This is a genomic window from Flavobacterium sp. R1_16, assembly GCF_057652095.1.
In genome coordinates this window covers 57607-76500 of sequence record NZ_JBYFCG010000004.1, presented here as the reverse complement: position 1 = coordinate 76500, position 18894 = coordinate 57607, and the positions used below count along the sequence as shown (strand labels likewise).

Annotated in this window: 11 protein-coding genes and 2 tRNA genes; 5 read left to right on the top strand and 8 right to left on the bottom strand. The window is 33.6% G+C overall.

Features of this window, described 5'->3' with window-relative positions; translation table 11 throughout:
• Positions 1 to 100: 100 nt before the first annotated feature.
• On the top strand, positions 101 to 895 hold the full coding sequence (locus tag AC23L6_RS08130; RefSeq protein WP_487561669.1) for a DUF2797 domain-containing protein: 795 nt from the start codon (positions 101 to 103) through the stop codon (positions 893 to 895).
• Positions 896 to 956: 61 nt separating this feature from the next.
• On the opposite strand, the gene AC23L6_RS08125 is transcribed toward AC23L6_RS08130, so the two are convergent.
• Both AC23L6_RS08125 and sppA read right to left on the bottom strand, forming a co-directional pair.
• Positions 957 to 3527, bottom strand: a complete 2571-nt coding sequence (locus AC23L6_RS08125) for an AsmA family protein (RefSeq protein ID WP_487561668.1) — start codon at positions 3525 to 3527, stop codon at positions 957 to 959.
• Positions 3528 to 3692: 165 nt separating this feature from the next.
• Positions 3693 to 5450: a signal peptide peptidase SppA gene (sppA, locus tag AC23L6_RS08120; protein ID WP_487561667.1), complete on the bottom strand. Its 1758-nt coding sequence runs from the start codon at positions 5448 to 5450 to the stop codon at positions 3693 to 3695.
• Positions 5451 to 5579: 129 nt separating this feature from the next.
• Between sppA and folK the strand changes: the two genes are divergently transcribed.
• Positions 5580 to 6713 (top strand): 2-amino-4-hydroxy-6-hydroxymethyldihydropteridine diphosphokinase, encoded by a 1134-nt coding sequence (gene folK / locus AC23L6_RS08115; RefSeq protein WP_487561666.1) that lies wholly within the window; start codon positions 5580 to 5582, stop codon positions 6711 to 6713.
• 4 nt (positions 6714 to 6717) lie between these two features.
• Here folK and AC23L6_RS08110 read toward each other — a convergent pair whose 3' ends face one another.
• From AC23L6_RS08110 to AC23L6_RS08100, 3 genes are all read right to left on the bottom strand, one after another.
• Positions 6718 to 8838 carry an Ig-like domain-containing protein gene (locus tag AC23L6_RS08110; RefSeq protein WP_487561665.1) on the bottom strand — a complete coding sequence of 707 codons (2121 nt, stop codon included), beginning with the start codon at positions 8836 to 8838 and terminating at the stop codon, positions 6718 to 6720.
• Positions 8839 to 8858: 20 nt separating this feature from the next.
• Entirely contained in the window at positions 8859 to 9395 is a 537-nt protein-coding gene (locus tag AC23L6_RS08105) for an RNA methyltransferase (RefSeq protein WP_487561664.1), read from the bottom strand.
• Between the two features lie 70 nt (positions 9396 to 9465).
• Positions 9466 to 9963, bottom strand: coding sequence for a DUF1573 domain-containing protein (locus AC23L6_RS08100; protein ID WP_487561663.1), 498 nt, complete (start codon positions 9961 to 9963; stop codon positions 9466 to 9468).
• Between the two features lie 160 nt (positions 9964 to 10123).
• Here AC23L6_RS08100 and mutS point away from each other — a divergent pair, with 160 nt between their 5' ends.
• The 3 genes from mutS (at position 10124) to AC23L6_RS08085 (ending at position 13169) form a co-directional block, all read left to right on the top strand.
• On the top strand, positions 10124 to 12730 hold the full coding sequence (gene mutS, locus AC23L6_RS08095) for a DNA mismatch repair protein MutS (RefSeq protein WP_487561662.1): 2607 nt from the start codon (positions 10124 to 10126) through the stop codon (positions 12728 to 12730).
• Positions 12731 to 12877: 147 nt separating this feature from the next.
• Positions 12878 to 12950 (top strand) — tRNA-Gly (locus tag AC23L6_RS08090).
• Positions 12951 to 13083: 133 nt separating this feature from the next.
• Positions 13084 to 13169 (top strand) — tRNA-Leu (locus AC23L6_RS08085).
• Positions 13170 to 13279: 110 nt separating this feature from the next.
• Here AC23L6_RS08085 and AC23L6_RS08080 read toward each other — a convergent pair.
• The 3 genes from AC23L6_RS08080 to AC23L6_RS08070 all read right to left on the bottom strand — a co-directional run bounded on the left by AC23L6_RS08080 (position 13280) and on the right by AC23L6_RS08070 (position 18763).
• Entirely contained in the window at positions 13280 to 13495 is a 216-nt protein-coding gene (locus AC23L6_RS08080) for a PG1828 family lipoprotein (RefSeq protein ID WP_487561661.1), read from the bottom strand.
• A 208-nt stretch (positions 13496 to 13703) separates the two neighbouring features.
• Positions 13704 to 15845 carry a S46 family peptidase gene (locus AC23L6_RS08075; protein ID WP_487561660.1) on the bottom strand — a complete coding sequence of 714 codons (2142 nt, stop codon included), beginning with the start codon at positions 15843 to 15845 and terminating at the stop codon, positions 13704 to 13706.
• A gap of 110 nt (positions 15846 to 15955) precedes the next feature.
• Complete coding sequence (locus AC23L6_RS08070) at positions 15956 to 18763, bottom strand: starch-binding protein (protein WP_487561659.1); 2808 nt, start codon at positions 18761 to 18763, stop codon at positions 15956 to 15958.
• Positions 18764 to 18894 lie beyond the last annotated feature (131 nt).

The window sequence follows — 18894 nt, the reverse complement described above, 5'->3', positions numbered from 1 at the left end:
TGCAAATCCATAACTTTACAACGTACTCAAAAATAACAAAAAATTACAATATTCAAACATTTTGGGTTTAATTCCTAAATGAAAAATTCTTAAAGATAAAATGAACTACGAAGGCGTACTCACCAAAATGCAAACCGAATTCGGAGATCCAATTCAATATTATTTGGTTTTTGAAAACAGTTTTTTGAATTTGAATCAGATATTGAACAAAGAAATCACCATTTCTTTTGAAGGGTATCAGTGTTTGAACTGTGGTAAAAAGAAAAAGATTTTCCGTCAAGGATTTTGTTATGATTGTTTTTATTCCAGTCCAGCTGTTGGCGATTGGATTATGAAACCCGAATTGAGTACCGCTCATTTAGGCATAGCCGATAGAGATTTGGACTATGAATCGAAAGTGCAGTTGCAGCCTCACATTGTTTATTTAGCACTATCTAGCGAGGTAAAAGTAGGGGTAACCCGAAAAACTCAAGTTCCAACGCGTTGGATAGATCAAGGTGCTGAAAAAGCTTTATCGATTGTTGAGGTTCCCAATCGCTATTTAGCTGGAATTACTGAAGTAGCCTTAAAAAACCATTTTTCTGACAAAACCAATTGGAGAAAAATGCTTACCAATGATATTATTACCACTGATTTAATTCAGGAACGATTAAAAGTCCAAAAACTACTTCCTCCAGAAGTACAAGAGTTTTTTTATTTGAATAAAAATGATATTTATGAGATGAAATATCCTGTTTTACAATATCCAACCAGAATCAATAGTTTGAGTTTAGATAAAAATCCAAATTTCAAAGGGGTATTAATGGGTATAAAAGGACAATACCTCATTTTTGAAGATGGAACGGTTTTTAATATTCGAAGTTTTGAGGGATATGTGGTAAAAATAGATTTATAAAAGAACAAAACCCTTCCAGAGTTTCAAACTCTGGAAGGGTTATATAAATTAGATAATAGATTTATTCTTTTTTCTTCTTCCCAAACAAACCATTTAATAATGCTCCTGCTTTTGCTTTTACATCTTCTTTTACATCTGTTTTTGTAGAATCACTTTTAGGTTTGGTAGCATTACTAATGATGCTGTTTAGGGTTTCTTTTCCTTTGGTTACAACTTTTTCTTTTTGTTGTTTCACCAATTGATTGGTCAAATTGGTAACGGCACTTTTCATGTCGGTCGTAACTTTTGGATTTTTAAAGTTTCCATTAATAATAGCGTTTACTGGAATGTTTTCTAGTTTTTTGGCGTCAGCAGGAGATAATTTTGCGATTAATGCATTGGCTTCAGACCCTAGATATTTAGCAGGAACATCAAATTTAAGATTGTAATTCATGTTTTGGTCAAAACCGTGTTGACCGCCTACATTTACTTTTATATCTTGGTATTTAATGTCAAAAGGCTTTACGTTAACTTTTCCGTCTTTGAATGATAATGCCGCTTTGACATCATTTAAATTCAGTTTCTTCAAATCGATAAATTTTACATTTTCACTCAATTTGGTTAACAGTTCAGAATTACTTGAATTAACAGTTGTCGATAAGAGTTGACCTAACAAATCTCCAGAAATGGAATTGACATTTGGAGTCATTTCTTTTTCATCTAAATTACCTGATAATTTGATGGTAGTATTGAGTTTTCCATTGATTACACCCGCAATAGGGGCAATTTTTTTCATCATTTCCAATTGGGTAAACGTTTGCTGAACATCAACAGCATTCATTCCTAGATTCATATTAAAAACAGGAATTTTCTCCTTGGTAGAAACAGCGCCACTAGCTATAATTTGTCCACCAAAAATGGAAGATTTTACATTTTCTAAGGTTACTTTCTGGTCCTTGACGATGATTTTACCAGAAACATTTTTTAAAGTTAAATTATCATACAAAACCGTATTGGCTTTTGCAGTCAAAGAGCAATTTAAATAGGAAGGAATTTTTACAGCTTCTTTTGGTTTTTCATCTGTTTTTGGTGCTTCAGACGACATAAAATCTGCTACGGCAAACTGATTGGAATCCATATTGAAGTTTCCTTTTAGCTCTTGTTTTTTCAACATAAATCCATAGAAGTTTTCTAAAATACCGTTTACTTTCATATCGGTTTTTCCGGTTGTTAAATCCAATTCCTGCAAATTAATTTTGGTATTGGTAAATTGAACCATCGCTTTGTTGATGTTCATTGCCTTATTGGTTTCATCCACATATTTGAATCCTGTTAAGGTCATTTTTCCAGAATTTTGCATCTTTTCGTATTGATTGGTTTCAACCGATTTCATGTCAAATTTTGTAACGACATCAGCAACTAGAATTCCCGAAAGCGGCACAGTTAGCTTCACTGGATAAGCCTTAGAAACATTTCCAAGATTGATAGTTCCTTTTAATTCGGCATTGACTAACGGATTTTCAGAAATATTTCTGATGTTTGCTTTGGCATTAAAAACATCTTTGTCAATTTTGAAAGAGAGTTTATCTAAATTGACATAGGTGTCGTTGAGTAATCCAGTTTCATTGATAATTTTAGTATCAACAACAATATTTTGAACTGATTTTGGCAGGTTTGGATATTGAAATGAAGCATTATTGGAAGCAATGGCAACATTAAATTTAGGAACGCTAGCGTCAGAAAACAATCCTTTTGCAAATCCTGCAACAGAAAAATCACCAGTAGTTTTTACATCTTTTAAATTTCCTGCATAGGCAGATGGAATCAAGCCCAAAAAGTTTTGAAAACTTGAGGTTGGAGTTTTAAATTTTAAATCATATTCCTGACCGTTTTCTACCAATTGAATAAAACCGTCAAATTCTAAAGGCAGTTGGTTAATAAGTGCTTTATTCTCTTTGAAGGTATATTTGCTTTTGTCCAAATCAATTCCTAAAACGGCATCCAAAGTAACAGGAACCTGATTCATATAATTGATTTTATCCATAGACAAAGAGACTTTTGCAGTCGATTTTGTAACCAAGTCGAGCTTTGAAGCCGCAAAATCACCAGTTCCCGAATGGTTTAAACTGTCTATTGTCATTTTGATTTTAGAACCTTCGTCGATGTAATTGAATCGTAAGTTTTCAATTTCATATTCTTTTATTTTCAACGACATGGGTTCGCTTTTTGATTCGCTTTTCTCTTCGTCTTTTAAAGCAATGTCAAAATTTCCAACACCATCTTTGTTGAAAATAATATTGATTAATGCGTTTTCAGTTGAAATGGCTTCAATATTCATCGCTTCCTCTTTTCCTTTAAAGAGTTCTTTGATGGACATTTTTAAATTCAATTCGCCCATTGAAATAAGAGTATCGCCTTCAAAAGGAGCTTTGTTGATAATAAGTAGTTTATCGACTGAAACATTTGCCAAGGGGAAACTTTTAAAGAAGCTTAAATCGGCATCTGCAAAAGATACTTTAGCATCTACTTTTTTATTGATGGCTTCTGTAATCTTGGCTTTGATTTGATCTTTAAAAAAATAGGGGATAGCAAATAAGGAAACAGTAATTAAAAGAAGTAGAATTCCGATAATCTTCAATATTTTCTTCATCATAACAATTTGGATTTAGTTTGAATAGCATAGTGCAAAAACAATGCCTCTAATAATGCAAAAATAGTATTTATGAATGTTTTGTTTTCTAATGTTATCTTAAAAAAAACAACAAATCCGTTTAAGAAACTTCTCAAACGGATTTGTTATAAATCACAAATTACGGGTTTATTGAATAGTTATCTCAAATGGCATAGCGGCTTGAATGCCTTTTTTAGCCTGAACTTTTCTTATTTGTTCTATGACTTTGTAGTTTTCTTCACCTACTTCTGCTTTTATAAACTCTTCTTTAGACTGCACAAATGGAAGTTTTCCTAGTAAATCTTTGAAATTTTTATCGTATTCAGGGAAATTTTGAGTTTTATAGTCTTTAATTTTTGCCAAATCGGCCGCATATTTTAGTGCATCATCTAATCCGCCTATTTTATCTACCAAACCAATTTTAACTGCATCAGCACCAGACCATACTCGACCTTGACCAATGGTGTCAACTTGTTCAAAAGTCATTTTTCTACCTTCAGCCACGTGTGTAACGAAGGTTTTGTATATTTTTTCTACACCTTCAAGAGTAAAAGCCCTGAAATTTTCGTCTAAAGGTCTGAAAACACTGTAGTCTGCCGAATTTTTATTGGTATTCACTTGTTCTACATTGATACCCATTTTAGTAGTCAGTTGTGTGAAATTAGGTAGAATTCCAAAAACGCCAATCGAGCCCGTAATTGTATTTTCTTCTGCAAAAATTTTGTTAGCATTGCATGCAATATAATAGCCTCCTGAAGCGGCATAATTCCCCATAGAAACAACTATAGGCTTCACTTTTTTGGTTAATTCTATTTCTCTCCAAATTAAATCGGACGTTAATGCATTTCCACCTGGAGAATCGATTCGTAAAACGATTGCTTTTATATCTTTATCTGTTCTTGCTTCTTTTAATGCTCTTCGCATCGAACCTTCGCCTATTTCGTTTACATCACCTTCTCCGCTTTTAATTTCTCCTTGAGCATAAATGATAGCAATTTTGTCTTTTTGGGAATAATCTTTAGTTGTGGTAGCATTATTTTCGGCATAATCTAAAATAGAAATAGTATTGTAGTCCTCATCTGTAGCAACTTTTAAGATTTTTCGGATATCGTCATGATATACATCTTCATAGGCTATTTTGTCTACTAATTTATTGGCTTTTGCCATTTCTGGAGTTCTTGCCAAAAGGCCATCGGCAATCTGATTTAATTGTGTTGTTGGAATAGACCTGCTTTTTGAAATGTCAATCAATATAGAATTCCAAACAGAATTTAATAAAGTTGAAATTTGTTCTCTATTGGCATCACTCATTTTGTTTTCAAGAAACGGCTCTACCGCACTTTTGTATTTTCCATGGCGAATGACCTCCATTTTGATGCCGTATTTTTCTTGAAAATCTTTAAAAAACATAATCTCCGATGATAATCCTTTGAAATCCATTTCGCCAACTGGATTAAGGTAAATGGTATTGGCTACAGAATTTAAATAATATTCTTTTTGACTGTATGCATTGGCATAAGCCATAACAAATTTTCCTGTTTTTTTGAAGTCTTCCAATGCTTTTCGCAATGCTTTTATTTGAGCTAAACCAAGTGAAGATTCATTGTTTAAGATGGAAATTCCTTTAATTTTATCGTCAGTTTTAGCAGCATCAATGGCTCTAATTACATCAGACAGTCCGTCATGCTTGGTTTCGTAGTAATCGAAGTCTTCAAAATTGAATTTTCCAGCATAATCCATTTGTACATCTGACAAATCCAATTGTATGACCGAATTTTTTTCTACCGCTTTTGTTTCCGCTTCTCCACCAAAAACTGCTGCTAAAAAGAGCATCCCAAAGAATAAAATCATGAAAAAAACAAATAACCCAACTAGTGTTGCTAACACATTTCCTAAAAATCTCATAGTAGTATTTTTTTCTTAATAAGTTTCAAAAAGTTAAATATTGTTACAAATGAAGGTATAAATAAATTTATCAACACTCTTTGCAAATATACTTTATTCTAAAATTCTTTTAGTTAATTTGTGTTTAATATGAGTAGTCAGAATCAAGTTGTTTTAGCAATAGGAAGTAATCAAGGAAATCGATTAGATGCCATACAATCTGCTATTGAATGTATTCATAATGAAGTGGGTACGGTAGTTAAAGTTTCCAGACTTTACGAAACACCTGCTTGGGGTTTTGAAAGTGAGCCTTTTTATAATTGTGCTTTAGTGATGCATTCGTCGCTTTTTGGGGAAGAAATTTTAGCCAAAGTTTTAAATTTAGAAAACAAGTTAGGAAGAATTCGTTCTGAAACAGAAGGGTATCAATCTAGAATTATAGATATTGATGTTATTGCCTTTAACGAAGAAATTATTGAGACTGAAAATCTTCAAGTGCCGCATCCTTTAATGCAAGAGCGGATGTTCGTTTTGTTACCCATGCGTGATTTAAACTTAGATTGGAGGCATCCTATTCTACAAAAATACTTGCCTGAATTATTAAAAGCCTCTGAAGATAAAAGCAATTGCAAGGTAATTCAAAACTTAGAGTTTCCATTACAAAAGATTCCGTTAGATAAATTCAATTACATTGCCATTGAGGGAAATATTGGCGCTGGAAAAACAACATTAGTAAATAAAATAGCTCAAGATTTTAATGCAAAGACGGTTTTGGAACGGTTTGCAGACAATCCGTTTTTGCCTAAATTTTATGAAGATCAAAGCCGATACGCATTCTCTTTAGAGATGTCTTTTTTGGCAGATAGATTTCAGCAAATTTCAGATGATTTAGCACAATTTGATTTGTTTAAAGATTTTATATTGGCAGATTATCATATTTTTAAATCCTTGATTTTTGCAAAAGTTACGCTTTCCGATGACGAATACCGTTTGTATAGAAAGCTCTTTGAAATCATTTATAAAGAAATGCCAAAGCCTGATTTATATATCTATTTGTATCAAAATACAGATAGGTTATTGGAAAATATAAAGCAAAGAGGTAGAAGCTATGAACAAGAAATTCCTGCAGAATATTTAGATAAGATCAATCGGGGATACTTAGATTATATTAAATCTCAAAATGATTTGAATATTTTAATCATAGATGTTTCCGATAGAGATTTCATTAAAAATCAGGAAGATTATGTTTTTATACTCGAGGAAATAAGAAAAAAAGTACATTAATTTTTTATCTCAACAGAGAGAAATGTCCCCGTTTTTCAGGAATTGAATCGTCTATTTTTGAAACAAACCAATAGTCAGTAGCTGGCAGCGCCTTACCATTATAATTTCCATTCCATCCTTGGTTTCTTCTAGACAGATAGGCAACGCGTTTTCCATGCCGATCGAAGATTTCAATGACTGCATTTGGAAATTTTTCCATACCCATTACTAACCATAAATCATTTACCCCATCATTGTTAGGCGTAAAAAATTTGGGATAAGTAATTACTACAAATGATTTTGAATCTTTTCCACAATTATTTTTATCCTTAACAAATGCATTGTAAATCCCACCCTTGTCTACATTAAAGGTATTGGAATCTTGATAATTTATACCGTCAATTGAATATTCAAAATCACCTAAAAGCGATGTAATAATTGTAACATTGGATTCATTAACAAGAACATCCTTGATTGTTGGTTTTGGAATTTGTACAAGATTTATTTTTTTTGTTTTTGAGCAATTTTGAGGCGCGGGAGATGTTACAATAACAGAGTAACTAGCTGGTTGATTTGTACGTATAATTTGTGTTGTTTCCCCATTAGACCAAAGGTATTGCATGTTTGAAATTCCTGCATTTAACGAAACAGATCTTCCTTCACAAATTGATATTTCTTCATCAGATACATTCGGTAGTTCATAAACGGTAACTACTACTGGAATTCTTTTAGAATCGCTACAGCCAATATCTACTGCTTCAGCATAATAAGTGCTACTTTTAGTAATATTAGGAATTGTCGAACTATTGCCACTAGCTACAATGCTATTACTAGTTGGGCTGGTGTACCAATTGACAGTGCCCGAACTAGGAATTGCTTCTAGGGTTATGCCATCGCCAGAGCAAATAGTTATGGGAGTAGTAGTTGAAATTATGCTAGGTGTTGGAATGACTTTTATGTCAATCGTTTTTCTGGTTTGGCATCCATAATCAAAATAAAAAGTTGTGTTTTGTGTTAAAACGGGAGTTTTGAATGTATTGCCAGTGTATAAAATGTCTGTTGAAGTTAGGTCGGAATACCAATTTATAACTCCATCTGAAAACTGAGCATTGATGGTTAAAGTAGTGCCAGAACAAATTTGGCTGTCAGAAGGAACCAAAGGTTCTGTAAGAATACTAATTGTGGTGCTACTTGAAATTTCAAGAATTGGGTCGTTTGGCATACCACCGTATTCCACAATATATCCTTTTGGTTGATAGGTTCCACTGCTTTCACCAGTATTACCTAAATCATTCCACGAGCCTAAAATTCCAACACCAGGAGCAGTGATGTGTGCGTAATCTTCAATTCCTTGAAAATTATTAGGCTCTAAAGTATTCCAAAAAGCAAAGTTAGGAGTGCTGCCAAATTCAGCTCCATTCCAGAAGATTATTCCTTTTTCAGGGCCAGTTACCCATTTCCAAACACCCTCTTGTTCTTCATCTGTCCCTCCAATCCATCCTGTTCCTGATGCTTGTTCTCCAACTAAAAGTGCTTCGTCTTGTGCGGTAATAGTTGCTAGATAACCTTGTAGGCCATAATAAGTACTACTTTCAGCGGCAATTTTAGCGTCAGACCAAGATATACCAAGATTAGGAATAAATTGATAATAATGACCATTTGATGGAAGGAAATTGGCTTGTCCTACACTTATAGAAAACTCTCTTGTCCCTGAGGGAGCAGACGAGAAATTTGTGTATTCAACGTCTTTTACAGCAGCAATAAAATCAGTATAACTAATAGCTATGCCTATAGGGCTGTATAGCTTCAATTTTCCTGTTGACACATCCCAGTTTGATGTTATTGTTGGGTGCAATCCCACTAAACGTAATTGATCTTGACCATTTTTGTATCCTGAAGAAATTTGAATGTAAACAGCCTCTGTGCTTGAGTCATCGGGGTCAGTTATTGTAATGTCTGTTACAATTTTTTGATAGGTTAGTTTACAATATACTTGATTTCCCGTTGCTACGATTACAGGTGCAATATTTGCAATTGGAGGTTTTGGTCTTTTATTTAAGGAAGGAAAGTTAATTTTAGAATAACCTAAGTAGGATACAAAAAAGAATAGACTTAAAATTATTTTTGAATAGTTGTAATTTTTCATACTTGAGTTAATTGCGGAATTTATTTTTGTTGAGTTGTTTTTTGAAATAAATCCCAAATTACAATTCCAGCACTAACAGATATATTTAATGAATGTTTAGAGCCTAATTGTGGTATTTCAATACAACCATCAGATATTTCAATTGCTTTTTGTGAAACACCATAAACCTCATTGCCAAAAATTAGTGCGTATTTTTTATCTGGATTTACAACAAATTCATTAAGGAGCTGAGAATTCTCAACTTGCTCTATTGCAAGTACAGTTACACCGTCATTTTTTAATTTTTTAATAACATCTAACACATCAGATTGGTATTCCCACGCTACAGTCTCTGTTGCACCAAGCGCTGTTTTGTGAATTTCTTTATTGGGAGGAGTGGCGGTTATCCCGCATAAAAATATTTTTTCAATTAGAAAAGCATCAGCAGTTCGGAATACAGAACCAATATTATTTAAACTTCTAATATCGTCTAATATAATAATCAGTTTGGTTTTATCTGCTATTTTAAAGTCTTCTATTGACTTTCTATTTAATTCGCTGTTTTCAAGCTTTCGCATGCTAGTAGTATTGAGGTATAAAAAAGGCCTCCTAAATCAGGAAGCCCTTTTTGAATATTGAAAAAATTAATTAACTTTTTGTAGTTGGTGTAGCTGGAGTTTCGTCTGGTAAAACAGTTCCTTTAATAGTAAGTGTTTTTGTTGCTTGACCTTCAGCATTTGAGGTTACTGTAACTGTTTTGGTAAATGGACCAACTCTATCAGTAGCATATTTCACACCAATTTTACCTTTAGCACCAGGAGCAATAGGCTCTTTTGGTGTTGTTGGTACTGTACAACCACAAGACCCTTGAGTGTTAGTGATGATTAATGGTTTTGTACCATTGTTAGTGAAAACAAATTCACGATTTCCATCTGCATTGTGTGGAATTGTTCCATAATCAATAACTTCACTTTCGAAAAGCATTCCTGCTCCCTCAACTTTTGGAGCAATCGCTTTTGAAGGGGTAGCCTTAGTAGCATCAACAGTTGTAGTTTTCTTGGTTGTTTTTACTTTTTTTGCATTCTGAGCATTAGAGTTTGCTATACCAAAAACAACTAACATTGCTAACAAAAATATTTTTTTCATTTGTTTTTTAGATTAAATTATAATGACAAATCTATATAAAAAAAATTAACCACAATTATAAATTTTTCTTAAAAGATATTTTTTTTATTGCAGAGGATATAATGTCTTTTAAATATTTAAATTCGCTGAGGTATTTTTCTACAATTTAAAATAGAACATTTTGGCGGCAAAAGAAAAAGAAATCAAGGAGACACCTTTGATGAAGCAGTATAATGAGATTAAAAGGAAGTATCCTGATGCTTGTCTATTGTTTAGAGTAGGTGATTTTTATGAAACTTTTGGTGAAGATGCTATTCGTGCTTCAAAAATATTAGGAATAGTACTCACAAAACGTGGTGCGGGCTCTGAAACCGAGACTGCATTAGCTGGTTTTCCACATCATTCTTTAAATACCTATTTGCCAAAATTGGTTAAATCAGGGCTTCGTGTAGCTATATGTGATCAGCTAGAAGATCCAAAAATGACCAAAACTATTGTAAAAAGAGGAGTTACAGAGCTTGTCACTCCAGGGGTATCAATGAATGATGAGGTTTTACAATCCAAATCAAATAACTTTTTAGCTTCTGTTTATTTCGGAAAAAAAACAATTGGGATTTCATTTTTAGATGTTTCCACGGGAGAATTTCTCACGGCTCAGGGAACCGACGAATACATTGACAAACTTTTACAAAATTTTAATCCAAGTGAGATTTTAATTTCGAAACAGAATAAAACTGATTTTAAAGAAACTTTTGGAGAAGATTTTCATAGTTTTTATCTCGAAGATTGGGTGTACAAAGAAGATTACGCTTTAGAAACCTTGATGGGCCATTTTCAAACCAATTCTTTAAAAGGATTTGGCGTTGAAGAATTGACAGAAGGTATCATCGCCTCTGGTGCTATTTTATATTATTTATCGGAAACACAGCATAATAAGCGACAACACATTACATCAATTCAGCGCATCGCAGAAGATGCTTATGTGTGGATGGATCGTTTTACAATTCGGAATTTAGAATTGTACCACAGTTATAATCCAAATGCGGTTACACTTTTGGATGTAATTGACAGAACGCTTTCGCCAATGGGGTCAAGATTGTTGAAACGTTGGTTGGCTTTGCCCTTAAAAGACATCAATAAAATTAGGAATAGACATGAGGTAGTTGCATATCTGAAAGAAAACCAAGACATTCTTAAAAATATTCAAAATCAAATTAAGAAAATTTCTGATTTAGAGCGATTGATTTCAAAAATTGCAACGGGTAAAGTATCACCTAGAGAAGTTGTTTTTCTTAAAGAATCTTTGGATGCAATACTTCCAATCAAAAACATAGCCCTACAAAGCAATCAAGAGGCTGTAAAAATTATTGGTGATAGCCTGCATAGTTGTGATTTGCTTAGAGAAAAAATTAAAACAACGCTGAATCAAGAAGCTCCCGTTGCAATTGCAAAGGGTAATGTCATAGCTACAGGTGTTAGTGGCGAATTAGACGATTTAAGAGCTATATCTACCTCTGGGAAAGAATATTTAGAAGGAATCGAAACGCGTGAGTCACAAAGAACAGGAATTGCATCACTTAAAATATCGTTCAATAACGTATTTGGGTATTATATAGAAGTTAGAAATACACATAAAGACAAGGTTCCTTCGGAATGGATTAGGAAACAAACCCTTGTCAATGCTGAAAGATATATTACCGAGGAACTCAAAGAATATGAAACTAAAATACTTGGAGCTGAAGAAAAAATACAACAAATAGAGCACCAACTTTTTGAACAATTAGTCAATTGGATAGCCACTTATATAAAGCCAGTACAATTAAACGCAAATTTAATAGCTCAATTAGATTGTTTGACTTCTTTTGCACAATTGGCTATTGAAAACAAATATGTTTGTCCTGAAATGGATGATTCGTTCGAGTTAGACATAAAAAACGGTCGTCATCCTGTTATTGAAAAGCAGTTGCCTGTTGGAACACCATACATAACCAATGATGTTTTCCTTGATAGAGAAACACAGCAATTAATTATGATTACTGGACCAAATATGTCTGGGAAATCAGCAATATTAAGACAAACAGCATTAATTGTTCTTTTGGCTCAAATGGGAAGCTTTGTTCCTGCAGACAGTTTGCGATTGGGAATTATAGATAAGATTTTTACTCGTGTAGGTGCCAGCGATAATATTTCGATGGGTGAATCAACTTTTATGGTCGAAATGAATGAAACAGCTTCTATTTTGAATAATATTTCGGACAGAAGTTTGGTCTTATTAGATGAAATTGGAAGAGGAACAAGCACCTATGACGGAATTTCAATAGCTTGGGCCATTGCGGAATATTTACATGAGCATCCTGCTAAACCGAAGACCTTATTTGCAACGCACTATCATGAATTGAACGAAATGAGTGAAGTGCTAAGCCGAATTCAAAACTATAATGTATCGGTTAGAGAATTGAAAGATAATGTTCTTTTTATTCGAAAATTAGTCAAAGGAGGAAGCGCTCATAGTTTCGGAATACATGTAGCTAAAATGGCTGGAATGCCTCAAACGGTTATTCAGAAAGCGCAGAAATTATTGAAAAAATTAGAAAAAGACCATTCTAGCGAGGCCTTAAACGGAATTAAATCAGCTAAGGATGAGATGCAAATGAGCTTTTTCAATTTAGATGACCCTTTGTTAGAGGAAATTAAAGATGAGATTCTGAATTTAGACATCAATACATTAACTCCTATTGAGGCCATGATGAAGCTCAATGAAATCAAAAGAATGTTAACAAAAAAGTAAGTGTTTTTAGAGTAAAGAATAGGGTATCAAGAGATTAAGGAATCCGTCTACTTTTTTTATAAAAAACACTTGTAGAATTGAATTAAAGTATTAAATTTGCCCTCGCTATATGAAAGGTATATAGTCGTTCTTAAAAAAAAATGATTTGCGAAAATAGCTCAGTTGGTAGAGCGCGACCTTGCCAAGGTCGAGGTCGCGGGTTCGAGCCCCGTTTTTCGCTCAAACCATACACTTAGTAGATTTTGTTTTAGTTAATTTTAACTAGCTATAAAGTCAAAAAGTAAAATGCTCGTGATGGTGTTATATTTAATTAATTTTTTCTAAAAATTAGATTTAACATTAAAAAGTAAAATGCTCGGATGGTGAAATTGGTAGACACGCTGGACTTAAAATCCAGTGAACAGCAATGTTCGTGCGGGTTCAAGTCCCGCTCTGAGTACAAAAAGCCTTAAACAATGTTTAAGGCTTTTTTTGTATAGCTTTATTTAGTTTTAAGAATAAAAAAAACCTCGCATTGCGAGGTTTTAAAATTTTTAGAAAAGTTTCTAATTATTTTTTTGCTTCAGCAGCAGGTGCAGCAGGTGCAGCAGCAGCAGCAGAATCAACAACAGCAGCAGCAGTATCAACAACAGCAGCAGCAGTGTCAACAACAGCAGCAGCAGAATCTACAGCAGCAGCAGCATCCTCAGCAGGAGCTTCAGCTTGTTTACAAGATTCTACAGTTAATGCAGCAATTACAGCTAAACTTAAAAATACTTTTTTCATCTTACTTAATTATAAAAGGTTAATTATTAATTCGAGGCAAAGATATAAATTTTTTATTACGTAAAAATATTTTTCAATGTTTTTTAAAAAAAATATAATCAATTGCCGCTTCTTTACTTACAAATATTATGCCAAAAAACAATTTTAAAAAGATTTTATTTTATTGCGGTATTTGTATGGAATCTAATTCTCTAACAGCGTTTTAACTTCATTTTTTCTGTTTCGGGAGTAGGAGTTTTAACTCTGAAATTATATTTTGTGCGCCCGCATATTTGTCAATTATGAATAAAACATAACGAATGTCTACCATGATGTTTCTGCATATTTCAGGTGAATAATAAATATCACTCATCGTTCCTTCCCAAACTCTATCAAAATTTAAACCAATTAAATTTCCTTTAGCGTCAAGTGCAGGACTTCCTGAATTTCCTCCAGTAGTATGGTTAGTGGCTATAAAATCTAATGGCATTCTACCATTTACCCCATACATTCCATAATCTTTTGTAGTGTATAAATCAATCAATTTTTTAGAAACATCATACTCATAATCGCCAGGTATATATTTTTCCATAACACCATCAAGGTAAGAGAAAGGTTCATATGTTATGGCATCACTTGGTTTGTAGCCTTTAATTTTTCCATATGTTACGCGAAGTGTGCTATTGGCATCAGGAAAATTTCTGTTTTTAGGAAACAACTCTAAAATTGCTTTCATGTAGGTTCTTTGTGTAGCTATGTTTCTTAAATTGATTTCATCAAATTTTTGAGCAACATTTTTTAAATGCGCATCAGCAATAGTCTTAATTATTTGAAATCCAATATCATTATTTAATTTTTCTAAAACAACTTTTGTGTCGCCAGTTAATAGTTCTTTTATTTTATCATAGCTCCCCAATTGGGATTTTGTAAAAACTTCATTTCCTAAACTTTCACTATTACTGTTTTCTAATGAAGTTGGCAAAAACTGCTTAGGATATTTTTTGCTGTAGATGTCAATTAATTTTTCAAAGATTTTTTGATCTACTACTGGATTAAAGTCTTTATAAAATGCTCCTAAGCCATTAATTAAAGTTGTTCTTCTATCATTGAAAGACTGTTCACCCTTGGTATTGTAAAGTAGTTCCAAATGATACAGTTTATAACCAACAGCAAGAATTTCTGCATTGCGCACGGTTTCATTAAAAATATCTCTAGCCAATGCATAGTCTTTGATTTCATTATAATTTTTTTCAAAATCGGGCAACAAATTTCCGTATTCTGCTTGTTTTCCTGCAGTTATAACTTTTTCTTGAAATTGCTTTTCAAATTCTTGTTTGGCACCAATTGCATTTGATTTTTTCAATCCTTTAATTTCTCCCATCCATTTTTTCCAAGCGTTTGCCAATGTTGCATTTTTTGCAGCATATTGAATTTTTGTAGCATTGTCTTTTCGCATAAAACCATCTTGAACTTTTAATACCGCATCGCGAAGTTCTATTTTGACGGGATTTAAGCTGTTTACAATTTGTTCTACAGCAAAAGAAGGTAAGTATTCTTGCGTTGTTCCAGGATAACCTAACACCATGGTAAAATCATTTTCTTTTAACCCTTTTAGAGAAATCGGGAAAAAACATTTTGGTTTGTAAGGCACATTTTCAGTTGAATATTCTGCTGGACGATTGTTTTTGTCGGCATAAATTCTAAATAGTGAGAAATCGCCTGTGTGTCTGGGCCAAACCCAATTATCAGTAACATCGCCAAATTTTCCAATGGAACTTGGTGGTGCGCCAACCAGTCGAATGTCCTTGAACGTTTCTGTAACAAAAAGCAAGTATTGATTTCCAGCATAAAATGTTTTAATGGTGTTTTCTTGCCAAGCTTCTTTGGGTGATGTTTTGGTTAGAGTTGCTATGTTTTCTTGAATTTTCTTTTGTTTTTCAACCTCTGAAACTAGTCCTGCAATTCCATCCAAAACTTTTGTAGTAACATCATCAATTCGTATTACAAAAGAAACTACCATACCTTTATTGAGCAATTCATCTTCCATTTTATATGCCCAAAAACCATTGGTTATATAATCGTGTTCTACAGAAGAATGTTCCTGAATGGCATCAAAACCACAATGGTGATTGGTTAAAATTAAACCTTTGTCAGAAATGACTTCAGCTGTGCACTTGTTGTCAAATTGCGGTACAGCATCTTTAATACTCGATTTGTTTATGGAATAAATATCTTCTGCTTTGATTTTCATTCCAAGGTTTTTCATTTCACTTTCGTTCATTCCTTGCAGCATCGAAGGAATCCACATGCCACCTTGCTGGGCATGAATATTAATAACAAAGAGAATAAGGAGTAATTGTAGTTTTTTCATTTTAAATACATTTTCATTGGAGCAATATATAATTTTTTTATTGTAAAATTTTCATAAAAAAAGCCTTTCTGATTATTAACCAGAAAGGCTCTTAAAAAACAAAAGTAATTTTAATTTTTCACCACTTTTCTAAATACTACCTTTCGTTCCTTGGTAATCATTTTTAGAATATAGGTTCCAGGAGCTAAATCGCCCATTTCAATTTGTTGGTTTTCATTAATACTTTGAAAAGAAACCAGACTTCCTTTACTATCGAAAATACCTGCTTCACTTATTTTATCTTTTGATGAAATCTTAACGGTTCCGTATGTAGGATTAGGATATACTATAAATTCCTCTTTTGGTAGATTTTGATTTTTTACAGATAAAACTGGATTATAGGAAGAGTCAAACCAAGTGTCTACAGTAATACCAGTTAAATCCTTACTTTGTAAATTTCCTGCTTGATTTCTAAAAATCACATTTACAGAAGTAACTCCTGTGAAAGTATATTTATACCAACCATCAGCATCTGGAGTCATTGGAATGGACTGCGCCCATGTGATTGTAGGAATACTTCCTGCAGGAACGGCATTCCAATAATAGATTTTAGGTATTCCCCAAGCTGTTAGTGGTTTAAAATAAACTGTAATAGGAGTAATAGCGCCAATAGTAAATTTTTGAGAAGCAGTACTTTGGTTTCCTTCATTGTCTATTGCAAGTACATTAAAGGTTGTGGTGGTGGTAATATTGATGGTTTTTGTGGAAATAAAATTCGGAGATGAGGTGGTTGGGGTACTTCCGTCGGTGGTGTAATATACTTTTGGACTAGGATCAGTAGAATCTGTAGCGGTAATTTTTACATCTATTGGTGTGGATGAATAATTACTTGCTGGTTCAAAAGCAATTTTGGGAGCAACATCTAAATTTTTGCCTACCCAAACGTGTTGAATTTTAGATTTAGTCACATTTCCTTTATTATCAGTCACTTCTACATAATAGTCTAATAATTTTTCAGATATGCCTGCAATTTCTGCATAATATTGGTTGGCAATAACATCAGGTAACATATACAAATCGGCTTGTGAATTACTAGTGATGTTTCCTTTTGGAAAAATTCTTTCAGTCATTGGTAACGTTATCCAACTTCCAACGTCACTTCCACCAGCATAAATTTCGTTGTGATTTGAATTGGGATTATTGGTGCCATCATTATCTATTCTGTATTTTAATTCAGATTTTTGAATTCCACTTACATCATAAGCAAAAGTATAAACTGTAAAGTCAGCTGAGTTTAGAAATTCTTTGTAACCGTAAGGGGCTCCAAATCCTTTTTCACCTGGATTATATGGCCAACGTTGTGGGATAAAAACAGAAGGCTTGGTATTATCAACTCCTGGATGTGCATCCAATGTCGGTTTTGCAAACTGAACGCATCTATTAACAGCTAGTGTTGTTTTTATCTCTAAATCTTCAGCTAAACCATAATATGCATTTCCGCTATCATAACCTGCCATTAGGAAATGCCAAGCTTTTTCTGCAGGGCTTACAGCTGATGTTGGGTTTACTATTTCACTCATTCGAAGATTATTCCCTTCTAATTGTTCCGCCATGATTGCATGATTTTCTCCAGCTGTTGTTATGGCTTGGTTCATCATATCTTCCGTCCATCCAGTTGGATTAAATTTATAGTTTGAATCGTAGAAAGGCCATAACCAGTTAGCGAATTGAGGATGTCCAAAGTCGCCATCAGCATTTACCCACGCACCGTCTTCAATATGAACTACTTCATTATCTGGAACAGGGTGGTCTTTTAAATATTGTGGAATGGTAGTTGGAACAATTCCTTTGGCAGCTGCAGAATGAGAAAATCCAGTTACGGATTCATCATAATAAGAAGAACCACCGCCCCAAGCATTATCTCCATCATGCGCAAAAAGTACTAGAGGTGGTCTAGGAGAAGTTGGAGCTCCTGCCACAATAGGTTCTAACAATGATGTTCCAATTGCAGCATAGCCATCTTCATAGCTTTCGTAATCTGCCATAGGAACTACGGTGATTTTATATTCCTGTGCAGTTTCAGGGTCAATATATTTTGATTTGTGAGGTAAATAGCAATAGGGAACTGCAAATTGGCCTCCACGAGCATCTTTTTGTGCTGAAAACCATATGGTACCTTTTGTGGTTACTTGATCGGCTTTATTGGGCAAATCGCACATCGTGCCTCCAGTTCCATATTTTATGGGATAATCAGAAAGCGTTCTTGATAAATGACTGTTTGCAATAACCGACCATTCTATGCCACACTCAGTTAAGGTTTTGATGATTCTTTCTGAAAAGGCACATTCTGCTGGCCAGTATCCCTTGGAATCATGCGTTCCAAATAATTGAGCGGAATAATATTGATGAGCCTTAATTTCTTTTTTTAAAGCTTCATCACTCAATAGCGGCGAAAGAGCGTGATGCATAGTAAAGGATACAACTTCCATTCTAGGTAGTCCTCCTGAAGTTTTCCATGATTTGGCATCTTTTATATTTTGAATCCAAGATGGAGAATACCCCCATTGATTAGCTTGTGCCAGCTCATTTACATTTTCCATTAACGAACCTCCGTAGGTAATTTGCGCTCCAGCTTCTGGTAAATCTTTGATAGAATTGATAGCATTTTTTGGAGCAAATTGGTAGGCGGCAACCCTATCTCCAGTACTAAAGATTTCTTGTAAATTATTGGTTGGATGAGCCAAACCATTTTTGTCATTATTTTGACCTGAAGTTTTTAGATCTTGAGATTCTTTAACCATTTGGTATCGGTTAGGGTTTTTCTTGCTTACATCTCCCCAATAGGTTGGTTGGTGCAAGTGCCATAAGTAGGTAGTGTGAACTTGGGCTTGGCTTTTAAAAAGGAGCAAACCACAAAATAAAATTAATGCTTTTTTCATTTTTAGGGTGTTTTAGAAGTCCTATTTTCATTAGGAAACATAAAGGTACAGCAAAATAAAATCTTCTGAAATCATTTTAAACGCATCATAATTACTAAATCGTTTGCGTGTTTATAACTTTTATAGATTTA

Coding starts and splice junctions, on each gene's coding strand:
- AC23L6_RS08130 (WP_487561669.1), top strand. CDS start 101: ATGAACTACGAAGGCGTACTCACCAAAATGCAAACCGAATTCGGAGAT.
- AC23L6_RS08125 (WP_487561668.1), bottom strand. CDS start 3,527: ATGATGAAGAAAATATTGAAGATTATCGGAATTCTACTTCTTTTAATT.
- sppA (WP_487561667.1), bottom strand. CDS start 5,450: ATGAGATTTTTAGGAAATGTGTTAGCAACACTAGTTGGGTTATTTGTT.
- folK (WP_487561666.1), top strand. CDS start 5,580: ATGAGTAGTCAGAATCAAGTTGTTTTAGCAATAGGAAGTAATCAAGGA.
- AC23L6_RS08110 (WP_487561665.1), bottom strand. CDS start 8,838: ATGAAAAATTACAACTATTCAAAAATAATTTTAAGTCTATTCTTTTTT.
- AC23L6_RS08105 (WP_487561664.1), bottom strand. CDS start 9,395: ATGCGAAAGCTTGAAAACAGCGAATTAAATAGAAAGTCAATAGAAGAC.
- AC23L6_RS08100 (WP_487561663.1), bottom strand. CDS start 9,963: ATGAAAAAAATATTTTTGTTAGCAATGTTAGTTGTTTTTGGTATAGCA.
- AC23L6_RS08080 (WP_487561661.1), bottom strand. CDS start 13,495: ATGAAAAAAGTATTTTTAAGTTTAGCTGTAATTGCTGCATTAACTGTA.
- AC23L6_RS08075 (WP_487561660.1), bottom strand. CDS start 15,845: ATGAAAAAACTACAATTACTCCTTATTCTCTTTGTTATTAATATTCAT.
- AC23L6_RS08070 (WP_487561659.1), bottom strand. CDS start 18,763: ATGAAAAAAGCATTAATTTTATTTTGTGGTTTGCTCCTTTTTAAAAGC.